This is a genomic window from Thermicanus aegyptius DSM 12793, from assembly GCF_000510645.1.
Taxonomy (GTDB): Bacteria; Bacillota; Bacilli; order Thermicanales; family Thermicanaceae; genus Thermicanus; species Thermicanus aegyptius.
Map to the genome: position 1 here is coordinate 1,666,283 of NZ_KI783301.1, position 23,837 is coordinate 1,690,119.

At 46.3% G+C, this 23,837-nt stretch carries 23 protein-coding genes; all 23 read left to right on the plus strand.

The annotated features are described in order from the left end of the window. The first annotated feature begins 212 nt into the window (after positions 1-212). The 23 genes from rpsU to rpoD all read left to right on the plus strand — a co-directional run bounded on the left by rpsU (position 213) and on the right by rpoD (position 23,747). Complete coding sequence (rpsU, locus tag THEAE_RS0108955) at positions 213-386, plus strand: 30S ribosomal protein S21 (protein WP_005586169.1); 174 nt, start codon at positions 213-215, stop codon at positions 384-386. 14 nt (positions 387-400) lie between these two features. After that, positions 401-844 (plus strand): GatB/YqeY domain-containing protein, encoded by a 444-nt coding sequence (locus THEAE_RS0108960; RefSeq protein WP_028987222.1) that lies wholly within the window; start codon positions 401-403, stop codon positions 842-844. Between the two features lie 128 nt (positions 845-972). Continuing rightward, positions 973-1,269: a sporulation protein YqfC gene (gene yqfC, locus THEAE_RS0108965; protein ID WP_005586172.1), complete on the plus strand. Its 297-nt coding sequence runs from the start codon at positions 973-975 to the stop codon at positions 1,267-1,269. A 4-nt stretch (positions 1,270-1,273) separates the two neighbouring features. Then, positions 1,274-2,476 carry a sporulation protein YqfD gene (gene yqfD / locus THEAE_RS0108970; RefSeq protein ID WP_005586174.1) on the plus strand — a complete coding sequence of 401 codons (1,203 nt, stop codon included), beginning with the start codon at positions 1,274-1,276 and terminating at the stop codon, positions 2,474-2,476. 20 nt (positions 2,477-2,496) lie between these two features. Beyond that, positions 2,497-3,456, plus strand: coding sequence for a PhoH family protein (locus THEAE_RS0108975; RefSeq protein WP_005586176.1), 960 nt, complete (start codon positions 2,497-2,499; stop codon positions 3,454-3,456). Between the two features lie 12 nt (positions 3,457-3,468). Further along, on the plus strand, positions 3,469-5,580 hold the full coding sequence (locus THEAE_RS0108980) for an HD family phosphohydrolase (RefSeq protein WP_028987225.1): 2,112 nt from the start codon (positions 3,469-3,471) through the stop codon (positions 5,578-5,580). Then, on the plus strand, positions 5,577-6,008 hold the full coding sequence (ybeY, locus tag THEAE_RS0108985; protein ID WP_005586178.1) for an rRNA maturation RNase YbeY: 432 nt from the start codon (positions 5,577-5,579) through the stop codon (positions 6,006-6,008). Before THEAE_RS0108980 ends, ybeY begins: the two co-directional genes overlap by 4 nt. An 8-nt stretch (positions 6,009-6,016) precedes the next feature. After that, the gene (locus THEAE_RS22565; RefSeq protein WP_084213644.1) at positions 6,017-6,718 is read left to right on the plus strand and encodes a diacylglycerol kinase family protein; all 702 of its coding nucleotides are present in this window, start codon (positions 6,017-6,019) and stop codon (positions 6,716-6,718) included. Positions 6,719-6,732: 14 nt separating this feature from the next. Further along, positions 6,733-7,137 (plus strand): cytidine deaminase, encoded by a 405-nt coding sequence (locus THEAE_RS0108995; protein ID WP_039944391.1) that lies wholly within the window; start codon positions 6,733-6,735, stop codon positions 7,135-7,137. Continuing rightward, the gene (gene era / locus THEAE_RS0109000; protein WP_005586181.1) at positions 7,134-8,039 is read left to right on the plus strand and encodes a GTPase Era; all 906 of its coding nucleotides are present in this window, start codon (positions 7,134-7,136) and stop codon (positions 8,037-8,039) included. The genes THEAE_RS0108995 and era overlap by 4 nt, the downstream gene beginning before the upstream one ends. Before the next feature lie 132 nt (positions 8,040-8,171). Continuing rightward, positions 8,172-8,306 carry a YqzL family protein gene (locus THEAE_RS22570; protein WP_005586182.1) on the plus strand — a complete coding sequence of 45 codons (135 nt, stop codon included), beginning with the start codon at positions 8,172-8,174 and terminating at the stop codon, positions 8,304-8,306. 19 nt (positions 8,307-8,325) lie between these two features. Beyond that, positions 8,326-9,081, plus strand: coding sequence for a DNA repair protein RecO (recO, locus tag THEAE_RS0109010; RefSeq protein WP_005586183.1), 756 nt, complete (start codon positions 8,326-8,328; stop codon positions 9,079-9,081). Between the two features lie 292 nt (positions 9,082-9,373). Beyond that, positions 9,374-10,258 (plus strand): glycine--tRNA ligase subunit alpha, encoded by an 885-nt coding sequence (gene glyQ, locus THEAE_RS0109015; protein WP_028987227.1) that lies wholly within the window; start codon positions 9,374-9,376, stop codon positions 10,256-10,258. Beyond that, complete coding sequence (glyS, locus tag THEAE_RS0109020; RefSeq protein ID WP_028987228.1) at positions 10,255-12,327, plus strand: glycine--tRNA ligase subunit beta; 2,073 nt, start codon at positions 10,255-10,257, stop codon at positions 12,325-12,327. The genes glyQ and glyS overlap by 4 nt, the downstream gene beginning before the upstream one ends. 193 nt (positions 12,328-12,520) lie before the next feature. Next, a complete protein-coding gene (locus THEAE_RS0109025) occupies positions 12,521-12,937 on the plus strand; it encodes a MarR family winged helix-turn-helix transcriptional regulator (RefSeq protein WP_052329885.1) in 417 nt (138 codons plus the stop codon). A 113-nt stretch (positions 12,938-13,050) separates the two neighbouring features. Further along, on the plus strand, positions 13,051-13,719 hold the full coding sequence (locus THEAE_RS0109030; protein WP_028987230.1) for an HlyD family secretion protein: 669 nt from the start codon (positions 13,051-13,053) through the stop codon (positions 13,717-13,719). A 12-nt stretch (positions 13,720-13,731) separates the two neighbouring features. After that, on the plus strand, positions 13,732-15,642 hold the full coding sequence (locus THEAE_RS0109035; protein WP_039944395.1) for a DHA2 family efflux MFS transporter permease subunit: 1,911 nt from the start codon (positions 13,732-13,734) through the stop codon (positions 15,640-15,642). A gap of 157 nt (positions 15,643-15,799) precedes the next feature. Then, complete coding sequence (ccpN, locus tag THEAE_RS0109040) at positions 15,800-16,447, plus strand: transcriptional regulator CcpN (RefSeq protein ID WP_005586189.1); 648 nt, start codon at positions 15,800-15,802, stop codon at positions 16,445-16,447. Positions 16,448-16,531: 84 nt separating this feature from the next. Further along, positions 16,532-17,284, plus strand: a complete 753-nt coding sequence (locus THEAE_RS0109045) for a pyruvate, water dikinase regulatory protein (RefSeq protein ID WP_245605546.1) — start codon at positions 16,532-16,534, stop codon at positions 17,282-17,284. 10 nt (positions 17,285-17,294) lie between these two features. Then, the gene (ppdK, locus tag THEAE_RS0109050; protein WP_039944983.1) at positions 17,295-19,976 is read left to right on the plus strand and encodes a pyruvate, phosphate dikinase; all 2,682 of its coding nucleotides are present in this window, start codon (positions 17,295-17,297) and stop codon (positions 19,974-19,976) included. Positions 19,977-20,117: 141 nt separating this feature from the next. After that, positions 20,118-20,549, plus strand: coding sequence for a hypothetical protein (locus THEAE_RS20530; protein ID WP_039944397.1), 432 nt, complete (start codon positions 20,118-20,120; stop codon positions 20,547-20,549). A gap of 209 nt (positions 20,550-20,758) precedes the next feature. Continuing rightward, on the plus strand, positions 20,759-22,588 hold the full coding sequence (gene dnaG / locus THEAE_RS0109060) for a DNA primase (RefSeq protein WP_028987235.1): 1,830 nt from the start codon (positions 20,759-20,761) through the stop codon (positions 22,586-22,588). A 22-nt stretch (positions 22,589-22,610) separates the two neighbouring features. Continuing rightward, complete coding sequence (rpoD, locus tag THEAE_RS0109065; protein ID WP_028987236.1) at positions 22,611-23,747, plus strand: RNA polymerase sigma factor RpoD; 1,137 nt, start codon at positions 22,611-22,613, stop codon at positions 23,745-23,747. Positions 23,748-23,837 lie beyond the last annotated feature (90 nt).

The following is a 23,837-nucleotide window of genomic DNA, read 5'->3' on the forward strand; positions in this document are numbered from 1 at the left end:
CTTCAATTCTTTTTTGGTCAATGTGATTCTCTCCTGTCCCATAGTGACATTTTCTCTGAAGCGTTACGATATGACAATATCACAGACGTACAACATGAGCGTAGGCTCGTGGTTGACCTGAGCCCATATCATTTAGTATAATGGGCTGTGATGGCTTAAGCCTTTAACGTCGTTATCGTCGTTGGGGGTTGATGTGGAGGGAGGGATATCAAATGGCAGAGATTCGTGTTCGAGAGAACGAGTCTTTGGATAGTGCTCTTCGCCGATTTAAGCGAGACCTCGCAAAGTCCGGAGTTCTAGCGGAAGTGAAGAAACGCAAACATTACGAAAAGCCAGGCGTGAGACGCAGAAAGAAAGCGGAAGCCGCACGCAAGCGTAAGTACTAGGAGGATTTTTTCTCATGCCGATTATGGAACGGTTGAATCAGGATTTGAAAGAAGCGATGAAGGATAAAGATTCGTTCCGACTCTCCGTAGTTCGGATGCTTAAATCATCTTTGAAAAACGAGGAGATTAATCGGAACAAACCTTTATCTGAAGAAGAAGAGCTTTCCGTCCTGACGCGGGAATTAAAGATGAGATTAGACTCCCTCCAAGAATTTGAACGGGCTGGACGTAAAGATCTTATTGATAAGGCGCAACGGGAAATCGCTATCGTGAAATCTTACCTTCCTGAAGAGTTAAGTGAGGAAGAACTGCGTCAGATGATCCAAGAAGTGATCTCCCAAGTGGGAGCCACATCAAAAAAGGACATGGGAAAAGTGATGGCAAATCTCATGCCGAAAGTAACGGGAAGAGCAGATGGGAAACGGGTCAATCAGTTGGTTCAGGAGTATCTCTCCTGATCGTCATAACCGACAAAAGTTGTTCAATACGAAAAGGACGCTCTGCAATGGCAGGGCGTTTTTTATGTTTCGCTTCATATTGAACCCGTTTTTTTCATATATCTTCTTAGGAGGGAGTGGATCGGTTCATGTGGAAGAGATTGAAACGGAGCATCACTAAAATAAAACAGAAAAGCGTGCAGATCCTTGAACTTCCCAATGACGTAGTCCTTGACCTCCCCAGATTAACCATCGTCGGTTTTTTGCAACTTTATATTGAGAACCACCGCGGAGTCCTCCTCTTCAACGATGAAGAGCTCCGCCTATTATTAAAAAAAGGACAATTACGGATCAGAGGTAAAAATCTGGTGATTCGTCTCATTCTGGCAGAGGAAATGATGGTGGAAGGATTCATCACACAAATTCATTATTTAGATAAGGAGTGAAATCATGGGAAACCAAATCGGGCGCTGGTTTCTAGGGTACCTTATCTTGCATCTTTCGGGGAAATATGTGGAACGTTTTATCAATGAAGTGATCCGGGATGGGGTGGAGCTTTGGGATATTCGCCTTCTCCCCAATCATTTTTTTCAACTTCGCATCGGAATTCACGATTTTTTCCGCCTCAAACCCCATCTGCGCAAGACAAAAACCCGTATTCGCGGCATTCGGCGCATTGGTTTTCCCTTTATGCTTCGAAAGATGTTAAAAAGAAAGGGATTCCTCTTCGGTTTTTTTTTATTTATTGTCCTGATGTACATGCTCACATCCATTGTATGGAGAGTAGAGGTTTTTGGCACGGAGCGCATTCCAAAGGATGAGGTTTACCATTATGCCGAAAAGATAGGGATTAAGCCCTGGACGTTTAAATGGAGGCTGTCAAACCTGGGAGGACTGGAAAAACAACTAAAGGAAGGAATACCGGACGCTGCTTGGGTGGGTCTCCGCATCGAAGGGGTGGTTGCCAAAATTACCGTGGTGGAGAAAGTAAAAGCGGAGGAAAATTTGTTGGTAAATCCACGCCATTTGGTGGCAAAAAAATCAGCCGTTATTACCGATATGCTCGTCGAGAAGGGAAATCCTGTGGTTACCCGTAATCAGTTCGTTCATAAAGGAGAATTGTTAGTCTCAGGTTTCCTCGGTTCGCCGGGGGAAGAAGGAAAACAGAAAGCGGTTTCGGCGAAGGGGAGCGTTTGGGGAGAGGTTTGGTACGATTCCACCATTACGATCCCCTTAACGCAGGAGGTCCCCCTGTATACGGGAGAGAGAAAAAAAAGTTACTATCTCATCGTGGGAGATTTAGGGATCAAAGTGTGGGGATTTGGCAAAGAGACGGAAAAATCTTATGATATAGAAGAGAATCGTCATCATCTCTATTTCCGCAGCATGAAACTTCCGTTTGGTTGGGAAGTTGAGGAAAAAAAGGCATATAAACCAACGCTCCTAAAAAGGACGAAGGAAGAGGCGGCCCGATTAGGACTTCAATTGGCGAGAAAAGACCTTCTCATTAAAGCGGGGGAGGGAAGTAAAATCAAAGAAGAAAAAGTTTTGCAACAATGGGTTGAGCATGATAAAGTTTATTTAAAGGTTCATTATGCTGTGATTGAGAATATCGTCGAGGAACTACCGATCACGGCAAATTCCAATTCTTAAAGTAAAAGGGGTATGATTGATTGCAAGTTTCTCTTGATTCCGTATCAATCCGCCTTGCGAGCACCTCAGAAAGCCAGATTCTTTTTGGCCCCCAGGATCACTACCTCAAAATGATGGAGGAGGCTTTTTCCGTCCGCATTCTTTTACGACACGATGAGGTTCTGGTTCAGGGAAAACAAGAGCAGCTAGGAGAGGTTTTACGTTTATTAGAGGTGATGATCGCCTTAATCCGGAGGAAGACGCCGATCACCGAACAGGATGTTCATTATGCCATCTCCCTGGCAAAAGAAGGGAGGGCGGAGGAATTGCTCTCTCTTTTTGGAGAGGAGGTAGGCAGAACCCTGAAGGGAAGGGTGATACGGGCCAAGACCTTGGGTCAAAGCCACTACATTTCCTCTTTAAAAAAGAAGGAGATCGTATTCGCATCCGGTCCGGCGGGAACCGGAAAAACGTATCTTGCAGTCGTCTTTGCCGTTTCCGCACTTAAAAGCGGATTGGTGAAACGGATTCTTTTGACAAGGCCTGCCGTAGAGGCTGGGGAACGTCTTGGTTTTTTGCCCGGGGATCTTCAGGAGAAGGTAGATCCCTATCTCCGTCCCCTCTATGATGCCCTTTATGATATGATGGGGGTAGATCAGGTAAACCGGTCGATGGAACGGGGGACGATTGAAATTGCTCCCCTTGCGTATATGAGAGGAAGGACTTTGGATGAATCTTTTGTGATTTTGGACGAAGCCCAAAATACAACCCCTGAACAGATGAAAATGTTCCTCACCCGGTTGGGCTGGGGTTCTAAGATGGTCATTACGGGGGATTTAACCCAAGTAGATTTGCCCAAGGGGACCAAATCAGGGTTAAAGGATGCATGGGAAACTCTCCGCCATATCCCCGAAATTGGTTTTATCCGTTTAACGGAGAAAGATATCGTTCGTCATACGCTTGTTCAAAAAATCGTAGAGGCATATGAAAAGCATGGGTAGAGGTGTATAATGATGAGTTCCCAAGAAGTGCCGTTTTGGAAGAGGAAACAAAATCCCCGTACAAAAATGACGAGTCTGCGCCTTCTTTTTTTCTTTGGAGTAGGGGTTCTCTTCTTCCTCCTTTTAATGGGTCACGTGGAACCGAAAAATTATACCCATCTGCAAGTGGGGAATAAATCGACTGAACGGATTTTATCTCCTGTTACGGTACTGGATCAGGAAGCCACCGAGCAAGCCCGAAAGAAAGCGGCGGATGGAGTGAAACCGGAGTATCGGATTGATGATTCGATCACGCAGGTCCAGCTCCAAAATCTGGAGAAGATTTTCCAGATGGTAAAGGATATTAATGGAAAAAAGGAGTTAACCCAATCCGGGAAAATAGAAGAGTTAAAAAAGAATATTCCTTATCAATTGGACGATCAATCCTATCGCACATTGGAAGGACTCCCTCCGGAAACCATTAATACGATGCAATATATTTCGAATTATATCGTGGAAGAGATTATGAAAGGGGGAGTGGAAGAAAAAAACTTACAGACGGCCAGGGATCAGGTAAATGAGCAATTAGTCGTTGCTGAACTCACTTCATCTGTACGGAAGGTGATACAGGAATTAGCCCGCTTCAGCATCATCCCGAATATAAAATATGATCCGGTAAAAACGGAGGAAAAACGGGAGGAGGCTAGAAATGGTGTAGAACCGATTTATATTTATGAAGGGGATGTTCTCCTTAACAAAGGGGAGGTCATCACGCCCAACCATCTGCGTAAGCTCAAATTGGCAGGCTTGATGGATGAGCATATTATTAAACCTTATATCGGGCTGGCTCTTTTTATTCTCCTCATCCTGTTTTCCTTATGGATTTATTTAAACCGGAGTCGCTCGGCGGTTACCCAACAATTAAACCAACTTCTTCTCTATATGACGATTCTGCTTCTAAACATGGGAATTTTATGGATTTTTACACTTGGGCAGGCGTTACAAGTCGCGGGATTGGGATATTTGGTTCCGGCTGCGACCGGTTCAATCCTGGTCTCCCTGTTGATTGATACGCCTTTGGCCTATTTCACGGCGATTCTTTTCTCTTTTGTTTCCGGAATCCTCTTCAATGAAAAAATGGGCACTTTTATCGATTTTGTTCCTTTTTTAATCGCACTGGTAGGGGGGATTTCGGGAGCATATGCAGTGAGCGGAGCACAATCCAGGTCTAAGATTCTTCGCTCCGGTCTGTATATCGGCTTGGCAAACCTTTTCGTTGCCGTCATGCTCCTTTTATTGAGTAATGCAGCACTTCCCTGGCAAACCTTACTCACCATCGCGGCCTATTCTTTGGCCAATGGGATTTTATCCGGGGTATTTACCCTTGGGCTTACTCCGTTCTTAGAAGCGATCTTTGGCATATTGTCGCCTGTAAAACTAATCGAATTGTCGAATCCCAATCAACCCCTTATGCGGAAACTCCTCATAGAGGCCCCTGGAACCTACCATCACAGCGTGATGGTGGCCAATCTTTCCGAAGCGGCAGCTGAAGCGATCGGTGCAAACGGGCTGTTGGCCCGTGTGGGGGCTTATTATCATGATGTGGGTAAGACGAAACGCCCCGCCTTCTTTATCGAGAATCAGATGGGGAGGGAGAATCCCCACGATCAGATCTCTCCTCAACTGAGCAAGGCGATCATCATTGCCCATCCCTATGACGGGGTGAAGATGTTGAAGGAAAGCAAATTTCCTAAGGCGATCGTAGATATTGCGGCACAGCACCACGGCACCTCGCTGCTTAAGTTTTTTTATCACAAAGCATTAAAAGAGAATGAGAATGCAAAGGAAGAGGATTTCCGCTACCCAGGCCCGAAACCTCAGTTTAAAGAATCCGCCGTGGTTTCCATATGCGACTCGGTAGAGGCGGCGGTGCGTGCGTTAAAGCATCCAACCATGGAAGAAATTGAGGAACTGGTGGATCGTCTGGTGAAAGAGAAGAGAGAAGACGGACAGTTTGATGAGTGTGATATTACGTTAAAGGAGATAGATACGATTCGGAATTCCATATTAGAGACGCTTCATGGAACGTTTCATTCCCGGATCGAATACCCCCAAAATGAAGAAGTGGAAGGAAGACAAGCATGAGCTTATCTGTAGAGTTTATTTATGAGACGGAATTTACATTATCCGAGGAAGAGGAAGGGGAGATCCGCTCCCTTCTAAGCTTCGCTTTTTTGGAGGAAGGACGGGAAGTGGGCGAGCTTTCCATTCTTTTTTGTGATGATGAAAGAATTCATGAGTTAAATCGACTTTACCGGAATGTGGACAGACCAACCGACGTCCTCTCTTTTCCTCTTGACGAAGAGGAGCTTCTCGGTGACGTTGTGGTCTCTATTCCCCAAGCGAAAAGGCAAGCAGAAGCGTATGGCCATTCGTTCCGCCGTGAGCTTTATTTTTTAATCGTTCATGGATTTTATCACTTACTGGGGTATGACCATGATACGCCGGAGAATGAGCGGGTCATGTTTACCAAACAGGAAGAGGTTTTGCGAAAACATGGTATTGTTAGGTGACAGGAAAGATGGACGAATGGAAAAGGCTGTCTTGTAGCTTTCAGTACGCCTTTGAGGGAATCATAAGGGCATTCAGGGAAGAAAAAAATATGCGGATTCATGGGTGGATGGCCCTTTTGGTCCTCCTTGTCAGCCTGTGGGCCGGGCTGTCTTGGATGCAGATTCTCATCCTCCTTTTTATCATCCTGTCCGTATTTATTTTGGAATTGATCAATACCGCCATTGAGGCGATCGTTGATCTAACCACACAAGATTTCCACCCATTGGCCAAAAAGGCAAAAGATGCCGGAGCCGGTGCGGTTTTGCTCGCTGCCTTTTTCTCCGTCCTCATCGCCTTTACCCTCCTGAGCCAGCCCTTGCTCATGAAAGTATCTCAGTTTCATTTTATTCTATATACGAATATCCTTCCAACGGCCTGGGGAAAATCAGCTTTTCTATTGATTCTTCTTTTCCTTTTTTTCCTTCTTTATCGACTGCGTATCTGGAAAGGGAAAAAAGAGACTTTCCTCGTGCCTATTTTTCTTGGTTCCACTCTTCTCTTTATTTTGGGTCGTCTCCCTTTTTTTCAGGCGACTGGATTCTTTCTTCCCATTGTGGTAAACATTTTTATGAGAAGAGGTAAATCACTCTTTTACGCATGGTTAGAATGGCTCGTTATTTTTCTTTCCCTAAATCTTTTGGCTTTCCTTTTCATTAGACCAATATGGTGAAGGAGATATTGGATATGTTTTCCAAAGAGGAATTGGTTAAAAAAGCTTTAGCAGCCAGGGAAAAGGCGTATGTCCCCTATTCAAATTTTCCGGTGGGGGCGGCCCTTATCACCAAGGAAGGGAAAATTTTTACCGGCTGCAATATTGAAAATGCCGCTTTTCCTGTGACCTGCTGTGCGGAAAGGACCGCGCTCTTTAAGGCGGTATCGGAGGGGGAGCGTTCATTTGAAGCATTGGCCGTTGTTGCGGATACGGACCGTCCCGTCTCCCCTTGTGGCTCATGCCGTCAGGTTTTGGCGGAATTTTGTCCTCCTGAAATGCCTGTTTATCTGGCCAATTTAAGAGGGGAAGTGGAAATTATGGATGTCGCTTCTCTTCTACCTGGGGCATTCGGAGCGAAGGATTTGATGAAGGGATGAAGAACCTTTATGAAGGGAAAAAATCCGGATTTGTGGCTTTGATCGGGCGTCCCAATGTGGGAAAGTCTACGCTGATGAACCAGATGGTCGGCACGAAGATCGCCATCATGTCGGATAAACCGCAGACTACCCGAAATCGGATCCGAGGGATTTTAACCCGGGAGGAAGGGCAGATCATCTTCCTGGATACTCCGGGCATACATAAGCCGAGAACCAGGATGGGGCAATATATGATGAAGGTGGTAGATCAATCGATCCGGGAAGTGGACCTCCTCCTTCTCCTGATAGATGTGGAAGCTGGAATTGGGCGGGGGGATGAGGAAATCATGAACCGATTAAAAGGGACGTCGATCCCCATCATCTTGGTGCTGAACAAGATTGACAAGATTGCTCCGGAAGCCCTCCTTCCCTTGATCGATCATGTACGCCATTTCCTTTCTTTTGCCGAGATCATCCCGGTTTCCGCTCTCAACGGAAATAATGTGGAGCATTTGATTCAAACCCTCTATCGGTATCTCCCCGAAGGACCCTATTATTTCCCACCCGATCGGAAGACGGATCAACCGGAAACCTTCTTGGTGGGTGAGTTGATTCGGGAGAAAGCGTTAAACCGCTTAAGGGAGGAAGTTCCCCACTCCATCGCCGTAGAGATCGAAGAATATGCGGAGAGGGAGCACGGAACTTTATATATTCGGGCCGTTCTCTATTGTGAGAGAGAATCCCAAAAAGGAATCCTGATTGGAAAAGAGGGGAAAATGCTGAAGGAGATCGGGCAAGCGGCACGACGGGATATTGAATCTCTTTTTTCCACGAAGGTATTCCTCGATTTGTGGGTCAAGGTAAAAGAAGATTGGCGAAACCGGGAAGGGATCTTGCGGCAACTTGGATTTCGCGAAGATTAAACCAATTTTTCCATAGCATAAGCGTGTTCACAAAGGTGAATCTAAAGATATCCTTACCCCTTTCTTTACGATTCTCGAACCCTCACTGTTGGGACATCAACCAATTCGTCCCTTAAAGAAAGGATGATGGGTATGCAGGATTTTTCGTGGAATGTTTTTGCAGCAACGGGTAATATCGAATCCTATCTGCTGTACAAAGAACACGAAAGGTTGGTTTCAGGAAAAGAAGAGCGTGAGGGGAAAGAAGAGCAGAAAGAGGAGACGTAAAGGAAGAGCGGGAAATACCATGGTTTACAAGGTAGAAGGAATTGTTATCCACTCCCTGGATTACGGAGAGGGGAGCAAAATATTAACGATTTTTACGAAAGAATTGGGGAAAATTTCCGTGCTGGCGAAGGGCGCAAAGAAGACAAAATCTCGTTTCTCTGCCGTTTCGGAATTATTTACCTATGGAGCTTTCGTATTTTACCAATCCGGGAAAGGATTGGGGAATTTGAACCAAGGGGATGTGTTATACTCTTTTCGACACATTCGGGAGGACATCTTCCGCTCAGCATGGGCTTCCTATCTCGTGGAAATCGTGGACAAAAGCGTCGAAGAGCAGGTTAGCTTTCCTGAACTTTTTACGCTCTTATATCAATCCTTACTTGCCCTCGATACGGGCAAGGATATGGAGATTGTCGCTCGAATCTTTGAGCTCCAATATTTAGGATTCATGGGAAACGACCCGGAACTCTTTTCCTGCAGCATATGCCGCCGTTCCGATCTTCCCCTGGTCGCCTTTAGCGTAAGGGAAGGGGGATTCCTTTGCGATGGATGTCTTTCAAAGGATCGTGAAGCCTTTCCCCTCGCACCCGTTTCGGTTCGTCTCATCCAAACGCTCAGGCGTATCCCCGTCGCCAGACTAGGAGAAGTAGAGATCAAGGTGGAAACGAGGAATCAGATCAGGAGAGTAATCCAATCTTTCATGGATACCTATCTCCCCCTTTCGTTGAAGTCAAAGCGGGTGTTGGACCAATTAAGCAAAGGCTACACCCCATGAGGGATTATGAAGACTTTGACAAAGGGAAAGGATTAAGGTATAAATGAAAGTAAACAGATCACATCGATTTTTATGCGATGAAGAACAGGAGTATCTAACTATGCCGCTTGTAGCGAATCGGGGAGGGTGAAAGCCCGGTGCGGTATTTTAGAGAAGGGCGGTTCGGAGCAGCATGTTGAGAAAAGAGGGTAGGCGTCGTCTTACCAAATAGGGTGGAACCGCGGGAGTCATCTCGTCCCTATGCTGATGAGCAGGATAGGGACGAGTTTTTATATTTTATGGAGGTGTATCAATGAATTTCCAGGAAATCATCCTAACATTACAAGATTACTGGGCGAAACAGGGGTGTGTAATCGTGCAGCCCTATGATGTGGAAAAAGGGGCAGGAACGATGAATCCCATGACCTTCCTCCGTGCCATCGGTCCTGAGCCTTGGAATGTGGCTTATGTGGAACCTTCACGCCGTCCTGCCGATGGACGATATGGGGAGAACCCCAATCGTCTTTATCAGCATCATCAATTTCAAGTGGTGATGAAGCCGTCTCCGGACGACATTATTCCACTTTATCTGGAAAGTTTAGGGGAATTAGGAATTCATCCGTTGGAGCATGATATCCGTTTTGTGGAAGATAATTGGGAAGCGCCTACGCTGGGAGCTTGGGGATTAGGATGGGAAGTTTGGCTGGACGGGATGGAAATTACCCAATTTACCTATTTTCAACAGGTCGGGGGAATGGATATGTCCCCGGTTGCCGTCGAAATAACGTATGGCTTAGAACGCCTTGCCTCCTACATCCAAGATAAGGAGAATGTCTTTGATCTCATCTATGTCGACGGAGTTACCTATGGTGACGTCTTTCATCAGCCTGAATATGAACATTCAAAATACTCCTTTGAATTAAGTGAGCCGGAACTTCTCTTTCAGCTTTTCTCCATGTATGAGCAAGAGGCGTTAAGATCCCTGGAAGCGAACCTGGTCTTTCCCGCCTATGATTATGTACTGAAATGTTCCCACACGTTTAACCTTATGGAGGCAAGAGGAGCCATCAGTGTGACGGAAAGAACAGGATATATCGCCCGTGTCCGGAACTTGGCCAGGGAATGCGCCCGCACCTATTACAACGAGAGAGAGCGGCTAGGATTTCCCATGCTCTCAGATAAGGAGGCCATAAAATGAGTCGGGATCTGCTCATAGAGATTGGTTTAGAAGAAGTGCCTGCTCGGTTTCTTCCCGAAGCCATCGCCCAATTTAAAGAGAAGATGATCCGCTTTTTAGAAAACGCCAGAATCTCCCATGGGGCGGTAAAGTCGTTTGCTACACCCCGACGTTTCGCATTGCTTATTTCAGAGGTGGCTGAGAAACAAGAAGATTTGCTGGAGGAGATTAAGGGTCCGGCAAAGAAAATCGCCGTCGATGAAAAGGGGAACTGGACGAAGGCCGCATTAGGTTTCGCCAAAGGAAAGGGAGGAAGGGTGGAGAATCTTTTCTTCAAGGAGGTTAAGGGAGAAGAAGTTCTTTTCTTGCGGAGGGAAGAGAGAGGAATTGAAACAAGGGCGATCCTTCCTGAAGTAGCATCGGTGATTCGGGGACTCTCCTTTCCAAAGAACATGAAGTGGGGGAGGGAAGAGCTTCGATTCGTCCGGCCGATTCGCTGGCTTCTTTTTCTTTATGGAAACGATGTGATTCCTTTGGAGTTGGCAGGGGTAAAAAGCAACCGTTTTTCCTATGGGCATCGCTTTTTGGGAGGGAAAGTAGAAATTCGGGAACCCGCCGAATACGAGGGGAAGCTAAGAGCCTCTTACTGTATTGTAGATCCGGAAGAGCGGGAAAAAATGATTCTGGAAGGGTTAAGGAAACTGGAGGAGGAACATCGTTGGCACATTCCTTTGGATCGTGAGCTTCTTCAAGAGGTTGTACATCTGGTTGAATATCCCACTCCACTCTACGGCTCCTTTAATCCCTCTTTTCTCCAGATTCCTAAAGAGGTCCTCATTACGACCATGAAGGAACATCAACGCTATTTCCACGTGGAGGGGGATCATGGAGAACTCTTACCTTATTTTGTGACGGTTCGGAACGGAAATGATGTGGGGCTTGAACTGGTAAGGAAGGGGAATGAAAAGGTTCTAAGTGCCCGCCTTGCCGATGCTCGTTTCTTTTACGAAGAGGATCAAAAATTGTCGATCGATGAGGCGCTTAAAAAGCTCGAACATGTGGTTTATCATGACGAATTGGGAACCATCGCCGATAAGGTGCGGAGAATTCGGGAGCTTTCCGGTGAATGGGCAGAAATATTAAAACTGAACGAAGAGACCGTGGAGAAGATTGACCGTGCTGCCCTCATTTCCAAATTTGACTTGGTCACGCATATGGTCTATGAATTTCCGGAGCTGCAAGGACGGATGGGTCAAGTATATGCCTTATTGCAAGGGGAAGGTGAAGAGGTGGCTCAAGCGATTTTCGACCATTATCTTCCCCGTTTTGCCGGTGATGCATTGCCTTCCGGCGATGTAGGGGCGTTAGTGGCATTAGCGGATAAAATCGACACTCTGGTCGGTTCGTTCGCCATCGGGATCATTCCTAGCGGGTCCCAAGATCCTTATGGTCTTCGGCGCGCCGCCCAAGGTGTGGTGCAAATATTAGTGGATCGAGCCTACCCGCTAACATTGGAGCAAATGTTCGATAGCAGCATCCATATTTATCGCCAAACCTCAAAACTTAGGTTTGATGAAGAGGCTTTAAAGAAGGAACTTAGGAACTTTTTCCATTTGCGCCTTCGTAATCTGTTGCAAGAAGAGGGGATTCGTCATGATGTGGCAGAGGCGATCCTCGGAGCCCCGGTGGGGAAACTGCGTCGCATGGTAAATAAGGCAAAGCTCCTTGAAGAAAAGATGAAAGAGGCTGCTTTCAAAGCGGTTGTGGAATCGATCATCCGTGTACATCATTTAGCTTTGAAAGCAGAGAAAAAAGAGATTGACCCAAGCTTGTTTATGGAGGAAAGCGAAAAGAGATTATGGGAAGGTTTCCTGCAGCTAGAAAGTAGAGTAAAAGCGGCCGAAGAGCGGGAGGGGGATGAAGAGATCCTTGATTCTTTTGCTACGCTAAAAGAGAGCATTGACCAATTCTTTACCGATGTGATGGTCATGGTTGAGGAGGAGAAGGTAAGGAATAATCGCCTCGCTCTTTTGGCTCTTTTATCTTCCCTTTTCTATCGCTTTGCAGATTTTGAAAAGCTGGTTTTTTAGCTTCTTTTGCCATACGGCTCATTCGATTCGGAGGTTATAAATAGAGTGCGGGAGGAGGAATTCCTCCCTTTTTTTATGGGAAAGTTAAATAATTAACTTGCTTAAATATTAATTAGGATTATAATAAGAGTATCGTCTGTTTATTCCGTAAGAAGGCATGATCAGGAACGGTGGAGAAAGGAGGTGAATTAACGTGGACAGGGAAGTGATGATAGGAACGCTTATCCAATTGCTTCACCGCTTTTTTCGCAAGATAAAGTTGGAGATGAATCAACTGGATGAGGAGTTGACCGTCTCCGACTTTCATGTTTTAAAGATCATCCACGAAGAAAGTCCTGTAAATATATCAGAAATCGCCAAGCGCTTACAAGTTTCCCTAAGCCATGTGACGAACATTTCGGACCGCCTCATCAACAAGGGGCTGATTGACCGAATCCGGTCTCATGAAGATCGAAGGGTCGTAATGCTTACTATTCTTCCCCGTGGGGAAGAGATGATGAGTGAGTTGCAAAGGCGGCGAATAGAGTATTTAAAACATCTATTGGAGAACGTGAGCGATGAGGAATTAGAGGAACTGATTACGATCTTTGCAAAAATTTTTAAATCCTAAAAGGTGTTCGTACTGCTTTTTATTTTCTGATCGTTGTTGATGTATGTCCGGACGACTCAGATGGCAGATGAATAAAACGAAGAAGCATAGAAAGAGACAGGAGGATGGAGAACGTGACCAATTTTCGCCGTATGTTTTTATTTAACCTGATCGCCCTCATCATTCTGGTAGGAGGGGGATTTGTTGCCTATTCCTTCTATAACGAAAGTTTAAATTATTTGAAGACCGATAATGCCCGAATCGAAGGGCAGGCCATCTCCATCTCCTCCCCTGCGGCCGGAAAATTGGTGGCATGGGACGGGGTGATCGGGAAGAAATATAATGCCGGAGAGACGATTGGAAAGGTGGAAGTCGTCTCCCAATCCCCAACCGGTGAACCTGTGGTTCGCACATTGGACATAACGATCCCCCAAACAGGGACCATTGTGACCAGTTCTGCCGTCCCCAATTCTTATGTAGCCCCCGGCGTTCCGTTGGCACAGGCTTTTGATTTGGACCATCTGTGGGTAACCGCCAATATTAAAGAGACGGATATTAACGATATTCAAGTGGGAAATTTGGTGGACGTTTATGTCGATGCATATCCCGGGACAACTTTAAGTGGGAAAGTAGATCAGATTGGCCTTTATACGGCAAGTACCTTTTCCCTTTTGCCAAGCGGGAACACATCAGGAAATTACACCAAGGTGACCCAGGTGATCCCTGTCCGCATTACTTTAGACGGATATAAAGGCTTAAACCTCGTGCCGGGTTTAAATGTTACCGTGCGGGTGAAAAAATAGGAGGTGTCCTTCATGAATTTCCTCCTGATCGGATATGTCTTCTTCTCACTTCTCCTTCTTATTGGGATGAATCTTTGGTTAAGGCGTACAGGAAAGAGCCGAGTAAGGACAGAAAAAGAGAAAACGCCCCATCACCCCATGATTTCGAATGAAGAAGAGATGCTTAATGACGTAAGGAGAAGGGATCTCGCCTCTTCGGTTCTTGAATTCAATGGAGATGAAACAGGATGGCCGAAGGAAAAGGAGGTTCCCTCGTCTTTCGACGAACACGAGGGGGTCGGGAAGAGGGGAGAGCGGAAGAAAGAAAGAGGGAGCGGGGAAGCTCAGATTAAGCCCTTTCAGATCATGACGGTCTTTATCATCGGAGCCTTCGCCACATTTTTAAACCAAAGTTTATTAAATGTGGCGCTTCCGCACATGATGAATGACTTAAATGTTACCGCCAATACCATTCAATGGCTGGTTACCGGCTACATGTTGGTCAATGGGGTCCTGGTTCCGGTCAGCGCTTACTTGGTGCAAACGTTCTCGACGAGAAAACTTTTCTTGGGAGCCATGCTCTTTTTCACGATCGGTTCGGTGATCAGCGGATTTTCGCCCAATTTTTCCTTTCTCTTGATCGGAAGGCTGATCCAGGGGGTAGGGGCAGGTATCGTGATGCCCCTAATGATGAATGTCTTTCTCACCATTTTCCCGCCCGAACAAAGGGGGAAGGCGATGGGGGTCATGGGATTGGCCATGATTTTTGCCCCGGCGGTGGGCCCTACCCTTTCCGGTTGGGTGGTAGAGCATCTTCACTGGAGATGGTTATTCTTCATCGCCATCCCCTTTGCATTGTTTGATCTGATTCTTGCCGCCTTCTGGTTAAAAGATGTGATCAAACTAACGAAACCGAAATTAGACCTGTTTGGAGTGGTCACTTCTACCATAGGGTTAGGAGGCCTTCTTTACGCTTTTAGCCGTGCAGGTTCAATAGGTTGGGGAAGCGGGGAGGTGAAATGGACCATCGCGGTAAGCGTGATCGTGCTTATCTTCTTCGTCTGGCAGCAGCTTACCACAAAACATCCTTTACTGGAACTAAAGGTCTTTAAATATGATGTATTTCTCCTCACCAATGTGATTGGGGCACTCATCAACATGGCCATGATGGGGGCAATGGTCTTGCTTCCCATCTATCTGCAGTCGATTCGGGGCTTCACACCGATTGAAGCAGGACTTCTTCTCCTTCCCGGGGCTCTCTTAATGGGAATCATGTCTCCCATCTCCGGAGCCCTGTTTGACCGTTTCGGGGCGAGGTGGTTGGCGGTGGCCGGACTTACGGTAACCATTTTTACCACCTGGGAATTTACGAAATTGACTTCGGAGACGGGGTATCCTCATATTCTGCTCCTCTATACGCTTAGAATGTTTGGCATGTCCCTTCTTATGATGCCTGTCATGACGGAAGGAATGAACCAACTTCCCCGCCATTTAACTAGTCACGGAACGGCGATGACCAATACGATCCGAATGGTCGCAGGATCGTTAGGAACGGCCCTCCTGGTAACCATCATGACGAACCGGACCACCTTTCACCAGGCCTCTTATGCCGATGTATTAACTTCTACCAACCCGGTACTGACGGGGGAATGGCAGCAATTGGGCAATTCTTTCGCGATGGGAATGCATCTTTCTTCACAGAGTGGAAACGTAATAGCCGCCCAATGGATGAGCGGTCTTGTGGCGAAGGAATCCGTCATCCAAGGAATAAACGATTCGTTCGTATGGGCCACCTGGATCGCGGTGATCGCCCTCATCCTCTCCTTCTTTATCAAGAGAGTAAAGGTGGAGGAGAAACCACACGTAGGAAGGAAAATCGAAGGCGAATTTGAGCCGGTGCCATTGCATAAAAATGACAAGGAATTGCTTCCTTCCCGTTCCTGAGAAGGCCAATTGAAACGAAGTTTTACTCCCCTGATCTGTTAAGGGGGGATTTTTTTGCTTTGATATACTATTGAACTTTTTCCCAAAGAGATTTAGTATATACTATATAAGGGGTAAACCGTAAATAGTATAACATAATCAAGGGAAACAAGCTGAGGTGATTCCCATCGAATTATCAAAGAGACAAGAGCAAATTCTAAAGATCGTTCAGGAGAGGGGGCCAATTACCGGAGATCAGATTGCAGAGCATCTCCATCTTACCCGGGCCACATTAAGGCCGGATCTGGCGATTCTCACCATGTCGGGTTTTTTGGAAGCAAGGCCAAGGGTGGGTTATTTTTATACCGGGAAGACGGGAAATCGCTTGCTCAGTGAGCATATTCGCAAACTAAAGGTGAAAGATTATAAAGCGCCTCCTGTGGTGGTGCATGAACAATCCAGCGTCTATGAGGCGATTGTTACCCTTTTTCTTGAAGATGTGGGGACCCTTTATGTTTTAAACAAGGATAACTTATTGGCCGGAGTTGTCTCCAGAAAAGATTTGCTTCGGACATCTCTAGGGAACAAAAACTTAGAAGATGTCCCGGTGGGTATCATTATGACCCGCATGCCCAATGTGATCACCGTAGGACCGGAGGATTCCATCTTTGAGGCGGCGAACAAGTTGATTGAAAACCAAATCGATTCCTTGCCGGTGGTCATTCCCGTGGAAGGGATGAAAAATGCCTTGCAGGTGGTGGGCCGTTGTACGAAAACGACCATTGCCCGTGCTTTTGTTCAGATGGGAAAAGAGGAAGTGATTTAGGAGGGATTTACCATTTCTACAGATCATGACCGAAAATTTTACCTTTATGTGTTGTCCGATTCCGTTGGAGAAACGGCGGAATTTGTGGCTCGAGCCGCAGCCAGCCAGTTTGATGGACATGGGATTGAAATCCGGCGTATCTCTTTTATTGATGATGAGAGCACCGTCGATGAGGTTATTGCTTCCGCGAAAGAAAACGAGGCGGTAGTGGTCTACACCATCGTTGTTCCTCGGTTGAAGGAACACCTCATTCGTGTAGCCAGACGGGAAAAAGTTCCCGTGGTCGATATCATGGGTCCAATTATTTCACGTTTATCAAAGAAGATGAGGATTCCACCCAAGTATAAGCCGGGTTTGGTTCATCAATTGGATGAGGATTATTTTAAGAAAGTGGAAGCGATAGAATTTGCTGTAAAATATGATGATGGCAAGGACCCGAGGGGTATTCTCCGTTCCGATGTGGTCCTTATTGGAGTTTCCCGCACCTCTAAAACGCCTTTATCCATGTATCTTGCCCATAAACGCCTTAAGGTTGCCAATGTGCCTTTAGTTCCAGAGGTTCCTCCTCCGGAAGAGCTCTTCATGATTCCTCCGAAGAAATGTATCGGCCTAACGATTAATCCGGAACATCTTAACAACATCAGAACCGAACGGTTGAAATCATTGGGGCTTACCGCCCAAGCGAATTATGCCAGTCTCGAGCGAATCCTGTATGAGCTGGAATATGCGGAGAAAATTATGAAACGAATCGGATGTCCTGTGATTAACGTGACGAACAAGGCGGTTGAAGAAACGGCCAATATAATCCTTGAGGTGATAAAAGGAGGAAGAATTTAAGATGACGAATATGGGGAAAAAGTATGTCTATCGTTTTTCAGAGGGAAACAGGGAGATGAGAGAACTTCTCGGTGGCAAGGGAGCAAATCTAGCAGAAATGACTCGGGCCGGACTTCCTGTTCCACCTGGATTTACCATCACGACGGAGGCTTGTAATGCCTATCACGAGATGGGGAAAGTCCTTCCGGAAGGGCTCATGGAAGAAGTAGATACGGCCTTAACCTTGCTGGAAAAGGAGATCGGGAAGGAATTTGGAAATGCGGAGAATCCTCTCCTTGTCTCTGTTCGTTCCGGAGCCGCTTTTTCCATGCCCGGGATGATGGATACGATCTTAAATCTGGGATTAAATGATGAAACCGTGGAAGGTCTTGCGAAACTTACAGGAAATCCCCGCTTTGCCTATGACTCCTATCGCCGTTTCATCCAGATGTTTTCCGATGTGGTGCTTGGATTGGACGAATATCTCTTCGAAGAGGTGATTCGGAATCGGAAGGAGGCAAAAGGGGTTAAGCACGATCCTGACTTAAAAGCTTCCGATTGGCAGGAAGTGATATACCAATTTAAGGAAATCGTAGAAAAAGAGATCAAAAAGCCGTTTCCTCAGGATCCTGCGGAACAACTTCGGCTCGCCATTCAAGCCGTTTTTGACTCCTGGAATAATCAGCGGGCCATCGTCTATCGAAAAATCCATAAAATTTCCGACTCTTTAGGGACTGCGGTAAATATTCAATCCATGGTATTTGGGAATATGGGGAATGATTCAGGGACAGGGGTGGCTTTCACCCGGAATCCTTCCACCGGAGAAAAAGAACTGTACGGAGAATTCCTCATCAATGCCCAAGGGGAGGATGTGGTTGCCGGGATTCGTACCCCTCAGCCCATTTCAAAGTTGAAGGAGCTCCTCCCGGGAGTTTATCGGCAGTTCGAAGAGATTTCTCACCAGTTGGAGAGACATTATCAGGATATGCAAGATATCGAGTTTACTGTAGAACGGGGGAAACTCTTTATCTTGCAGACTCGGAACGGTAAGAGGACAGCCCAGGCTGCGGTGAAAATCGCCGTTCACATGGTTCATGAAGGGTTAATTACGAAGGAAAATGCCCTCTTGCGGGTAGATCCGGATCAGTTAAATCAACTCCTCCATCGGCGGGTCGATGATCGGCAAGCGTTACAAGTCTTGGTGAAAGGATTGCCGGCTTCCCCGGGAGCGGCCACAGGAAAGGTGGTCTTTGATGCCGACGAGGCGGAAGAGATGGCGAAACAGGGGATGAAAGTGATTCTGGTTCGTCCTGAGACGACACCGGAAGATATTCACGGGATCGTCGCCTCCCAAGCAGTTGTAACAAGTCGGGGTGGGATGACAAGCCATGCTGCCGTGGTGGCTAGGGGGATGGGGAAACCTTGCATCGCCGGTTGTGAAGAGATGAAAATCGACTTAAATAAAAAAGAGTTTCAAGTAGGGTCGATTGTGGTAAAACAGGGAGAGATCATCTCGGTTGATGGAGGAGCGGGAAATGTGATGTTAGGAGAGGTTCCTCTCATCGATCCCGTTCTCTCCGATGAGTTTTCAGAGCTTCTCGGCTGGGCAGATCAATATAGAACACTCGGTGTTCGTGCCAATGCCGACACCCCCGTCGATGCGAGAAAATCGAGGGAGTTCGGCGCAGAAGGTATTGGGCTTTGCAGAACGGAGCATATGTTTTTGGCTCCAGACCGGGTGCCTGTGGTTCAGGAAATGATCCTAGCCGAGACGATGGAGGAAAGGCAGAAAGCATTAAGTAAGCTTCTTCCTATGCAGCAAGGGGATTTCTATGAGATTTTGAAAGAGATGGCGGGGCTTCCTGTAACCATTCGCCTGCTCGATCCACCTCTCCATGAGTTCCTTCCCAACCTGGAAGACCTGCTCCTGGAAGTGGATCGCCTGCGCCGGGCACCGGAGACGGATAAAATCCTCCTCAGGGAGAAGGAGGATCTCCTGCGAAAGGTGAAAAGCATGCACGAGATGAACCCTATGTTAGGTTTAAGAGGTTGCCGATTAGGGATCATGCACCCGGAAATATATGCCATGCAGGTAGAAGCGATCTTTAATGCAGCTTTCCAGTTAAAAGAAGAAGGAATACCCACGGAGCCGGAGATTATGCTTCCTTTGGTCGGGCATGTAAATGAACTCTCCCTACTGCGAAAAATGGTGGATGAAACCTATGCCAGGGTGAAGGAAAAACATGTAGGAGAGATTCGCTATACCGTCGGCACGATGATTGAGATTCCCAGAGCCGCGCTTACCGCTGACCAAATCGCCCGTGAGGCTGATTTCTTCTCGTTTGGAACGAACGATTTAACCCAAACCACCTTTGGATTTAGCCGGGATGATGCAGAGGGCAAGTTCCTCCAATATTACTTGGACCATAAGGTGCTTCCGGAAAACCCCTTCATTGTCCTTGATCGGGAAGGGGTAGGCAAATTGGTTGAAACAGGAGTGAAATTGGGACGTTCCGTAAAAGATGGGTTAAAAACAGGGATTTGCGGGGAACATGGCGGCGAGAAAAGTTCTATTGAATTCTGCCATTTGACTCAGTTGAACTACGTAAGTTGTTCTCCATATCGAGTTCCTTTAGCCCGCTTAGCGGCCGCCCAAGCAGCCCTGCGACATGGAGCGGCTAAGGAAGCGTTGAAGGAATCTGTCGTTCATTAATGGAAAGTCTATACCCCATTAAGATCTTGATGAAAAAACCCTGCTCACGAAGAGCGGGGTTTTTTCCAATTGAGCAATACACCCAAGGGAAGGCACCTGCATACGGTATATTGACCTAAAGAAGAGAAAGGAGCATTTTCAATGTCTGAAGAGAAACATATCATTGAGAAAGGGATTCTCTCGGAACCCCCTTTTTACCAAGCTTCACCCTCAGATGCCTTCCGACAGGAAACGTTTTCTACGGATGCCTCTCTCTATTCTTCTCAACCCCTCTATACCGCTTCTTATCCCAATCCACTCCATCTTCCCAGCTATTCTGTGTCGGCAAATTGGTCTTACCCTTCGTATCCTGTCTATCCTATTGTTAGCCCATGTGACGTAATGATGGTGGTTCGCCCGGCCGTAAAACATGGACTTCAGGGTATGGAGAGGTCAATCAATCCACGGAAAACCTTAAATGAAACGGCGATGATTGCCTACCTGCTTGGCGCTGGTTTTGATTATCGTTCGGCAGAATACCTTGTGGAATCTTGGGAAATCGGAGATATGCCCTTTGATCAAGAAACGAGATAATGAATGAGGAGCCGAAATCGGGCTCCTACCTACATAAGTTGTTTAGAAAATGTTAAATACGCAATATTCTAAGAAGGAATTCCTTTGTTTGTGTAGAATACTATAATCTCGTGAATCGAAAAGGGGATTGAAACTTAGAAAGAAAGAAGGATATTGTAGATTGATGGCGAATTACTTTTTTATCCGAATGGAGAAGGGAATGATTTGGCATGCCATCCATTCCTGAAGAGATCATTGAGAAAGTACGACTCGCCCATGACATCGTTGATGTGGTGAGCCAATATGTCTCTTTGCGGAAGAGTGGAAAAAGATATATGGGCTTATGTCCCTTCCATTCCGAAAAAACCCCATCCTTTACCGTTGTCCCCGATAAACAGTTTTTTTACTGCTTTGGTTGCCATGTGGGAGGAGATGTCCTGAAGTTTATCATGGAGATCGAAGGTTTTTCCTATGTGGAATCGATTCAATACCTTGCCGAAAAAGCGGGAATTCCTTTGCCTGAGATGGAAATGCGGGTGCAGTCGGAAGAGGATTTAAAAAAGGAGAGGATGAGGGAAGCGCATCTTCTGGCAACAAAATATTACCATCATGTTTTAAATTATACACGAACTGGAGAAACTGCAAGAGAATACTTGAAAGGGCGTGGGCTTGATTTTAACACCATCCGTACTTTCCAAATCGGCTATGCGCCGGGAAAGGATTATCTGACGAGATTTCTAACAAAAAAAGGATTTGATCCCGATGAAATGGTGGAAGCCGGTTTATTAATCAAAAGTGAAAAGGGGAACTTGTATCGGGATCGATTTGCTGACCGGATTCTCTTTCCCATAGAAGATCTAAAAGGACAAGTCGTCGGTTTTAGCGGTAGAACCCTTGGGGATGGAAAGCCAAAATATTTAAATACCCCGGAAACCCCTCTTTTCCGTAAAAGCTCGATCCTCTTTAATTTCTACAGAGCGAAAAAAAGTATTCGAAGCAGCGGACAAGTTATTCTCATGGAAGGTCATATGGATGTGATCACCGCTTATCAAGCAGGAATTGAAAACGTGATTGCCTCTCAAGGAACTTCTTTTACCGAGGAAATGGCGCGATTTTTGCGCAGATATGTGGAGCAAGTTACGCTTTGCTACGATGGGGATGAGGCCGGGCAGGATTCAACATCACGGGCCGCTACGATCTTGGAGGAACACGGTTTAAGCGTAAGAGTCGCTTTATTGCGGGATGGAAAGGATCCCGACGAGTATATTCGACTCTATGGAGGAGATCGTTTTCGCGTCGAGATCCTAAAATCGTCCGTCCCATTCATTACTTTTCGCCTGGATAGGCTGAAAAGAGGGTTGAATCTCCAAGATCCTCAGATTCGTAGTAAATATGTAGAAAAAGCCCTCGCTGAAATTTCCATGCTTTCCAGTGCGATTGAAAGGGAAGAATATTTGAATGCTTTAGGAAATGAATTCCAAATTCCGTTACAGGTGTTAAGAAAAGAATTGGAGAAAATCGTCAGAAAGAATCTCCGTGATGAAAAAAGAAGGGATATGTCTGTAAATAAGTGGAATAATAAGATGGATATCAGCATATCCTCCAGTGAAAAGAGGCTAAAACCGGCCTTTGTGAATGCGGAGCGGAAGCTGCTTGGTCTCATGATAAAGCATCCGGAGATCATCCCTCGCGTGATGAATGATTTGGGGGGGGCATTTAATGAAGAAGCGCATGTGGTTATTGCCGCGGAGATTTACGCCGGTTACTTAGACGGAGAGAAATATCTCCCTACAGCTATTCTTCACCGATTGGGGAATCCTGAACTTCAATCCCGGTTGACGGAAATTATTATGGAGGAGATGGATGAACCCATTTCAGATAAAGGATTGTCCGATTTAATCGAAGTAATCAAAGAGGTTCCGAAACAGAGGGAGCTGAATGTGATGATGAAAGAAAGAGCGATCGCTTTGGAGACCGGAGATTTAAGCAAAGCTCGCAGCCTAGACATACAGATAAGAGAAAGGCAAAAAAAAATGAAAAGGATTTTGCTACGGAGGTAACGCCATGGAAGGAGGGAAGAAGATGAACCATCAAAAAGTCCAAAATGAGGAGCTTACATTAGATCAGGTGAAACAGCAACTTATAGAAACGGGTAAAAAAAGAGGCTTTCTCACTTACTCGCTCATTATGGAGAAGCTCTCTCCTTTTGAACAGGATTCTGACCAAATGGATGAATTTTTTGACCAACTGAATGAACAAGGGATCGAGATCATTAACGAAATGGAAGATATTCATGAAAGATCGGTGGATGATGAGGAGGACATCACTCCCGATGACCTGGAAAACGAGGAAGAGTTTGACCTGAATGACCTTAGCATTCCACCGGGAATAAAGATTAATGATCCCGTGCGAATGTATCTGAAAGAAATTGGACGTGTGCCACTTCTTACCGCAGACGAGGAGATTGAACTGGCCAAAAGGATTGAACAAGGAGATGAAGCGGCAAAACGTCGCTTAGCGGAAGCGAACTTAAGGCTTGTGGTAAGCATCGCCAAACGGTATGTGGGTCGGGGAATGTTATTCCTTGACCTTATTCAGGAAGGGAATATGGGACTCCTCAAAGCGGTGGATAAATTTGACTACAATAAAGGATATAAATTTAGCACCTATGCAACGTGGTGGATTCGCCAGGCGATCACACGTGCCATCGCCGACCAGGCGAGGACGATTCGCATTCCCGTCCATATGGTGGAGACCATCAATAAACTGATTCGCGTCTCCAGACAACTTTTGCAGGAATTGGGACGAGAGCCTACCGCAGAGGAGATTGCAAAGGAGATGGAAATGTCTCCGGATAAAGTGAGGGAGATCCAAAAAATCGCCCAAGAGCCCGTCTCCTTGGAAACCCCGATCGGAGAGGAAGACGATTCCCATTTAGGGGATTTCATTGAGGACCAAGAGGCCCTCGCGCCTTCCGATGCTGCCGCTTATGAATTGCTAAAGGAACAATTGGAGGATGTATTAGATACCCTTACCGACAGGGAGGAAAATGTGCTGCGTCTCCGCTTTGGCCTGGATGACGGAAGGACCAGAACCCTCGAGGAAGTGGGTAAAGTTTTTGGTGTAACCAGGGAGAGAATTCGCCAGATTGAAGCAAAAGCCTTGCGTAAACTGCGCCATCCCAGCCGCAGTAAACGTTTGAGGGATTTTTTAGAATAAAGAACGTCAAGCCAACCTTCCTCAGGTTTGCAACGATGATTCCCTGGAGGGCTCGTCTTAGGACGGGCCTTTTTTTCAACGCCATTCTAC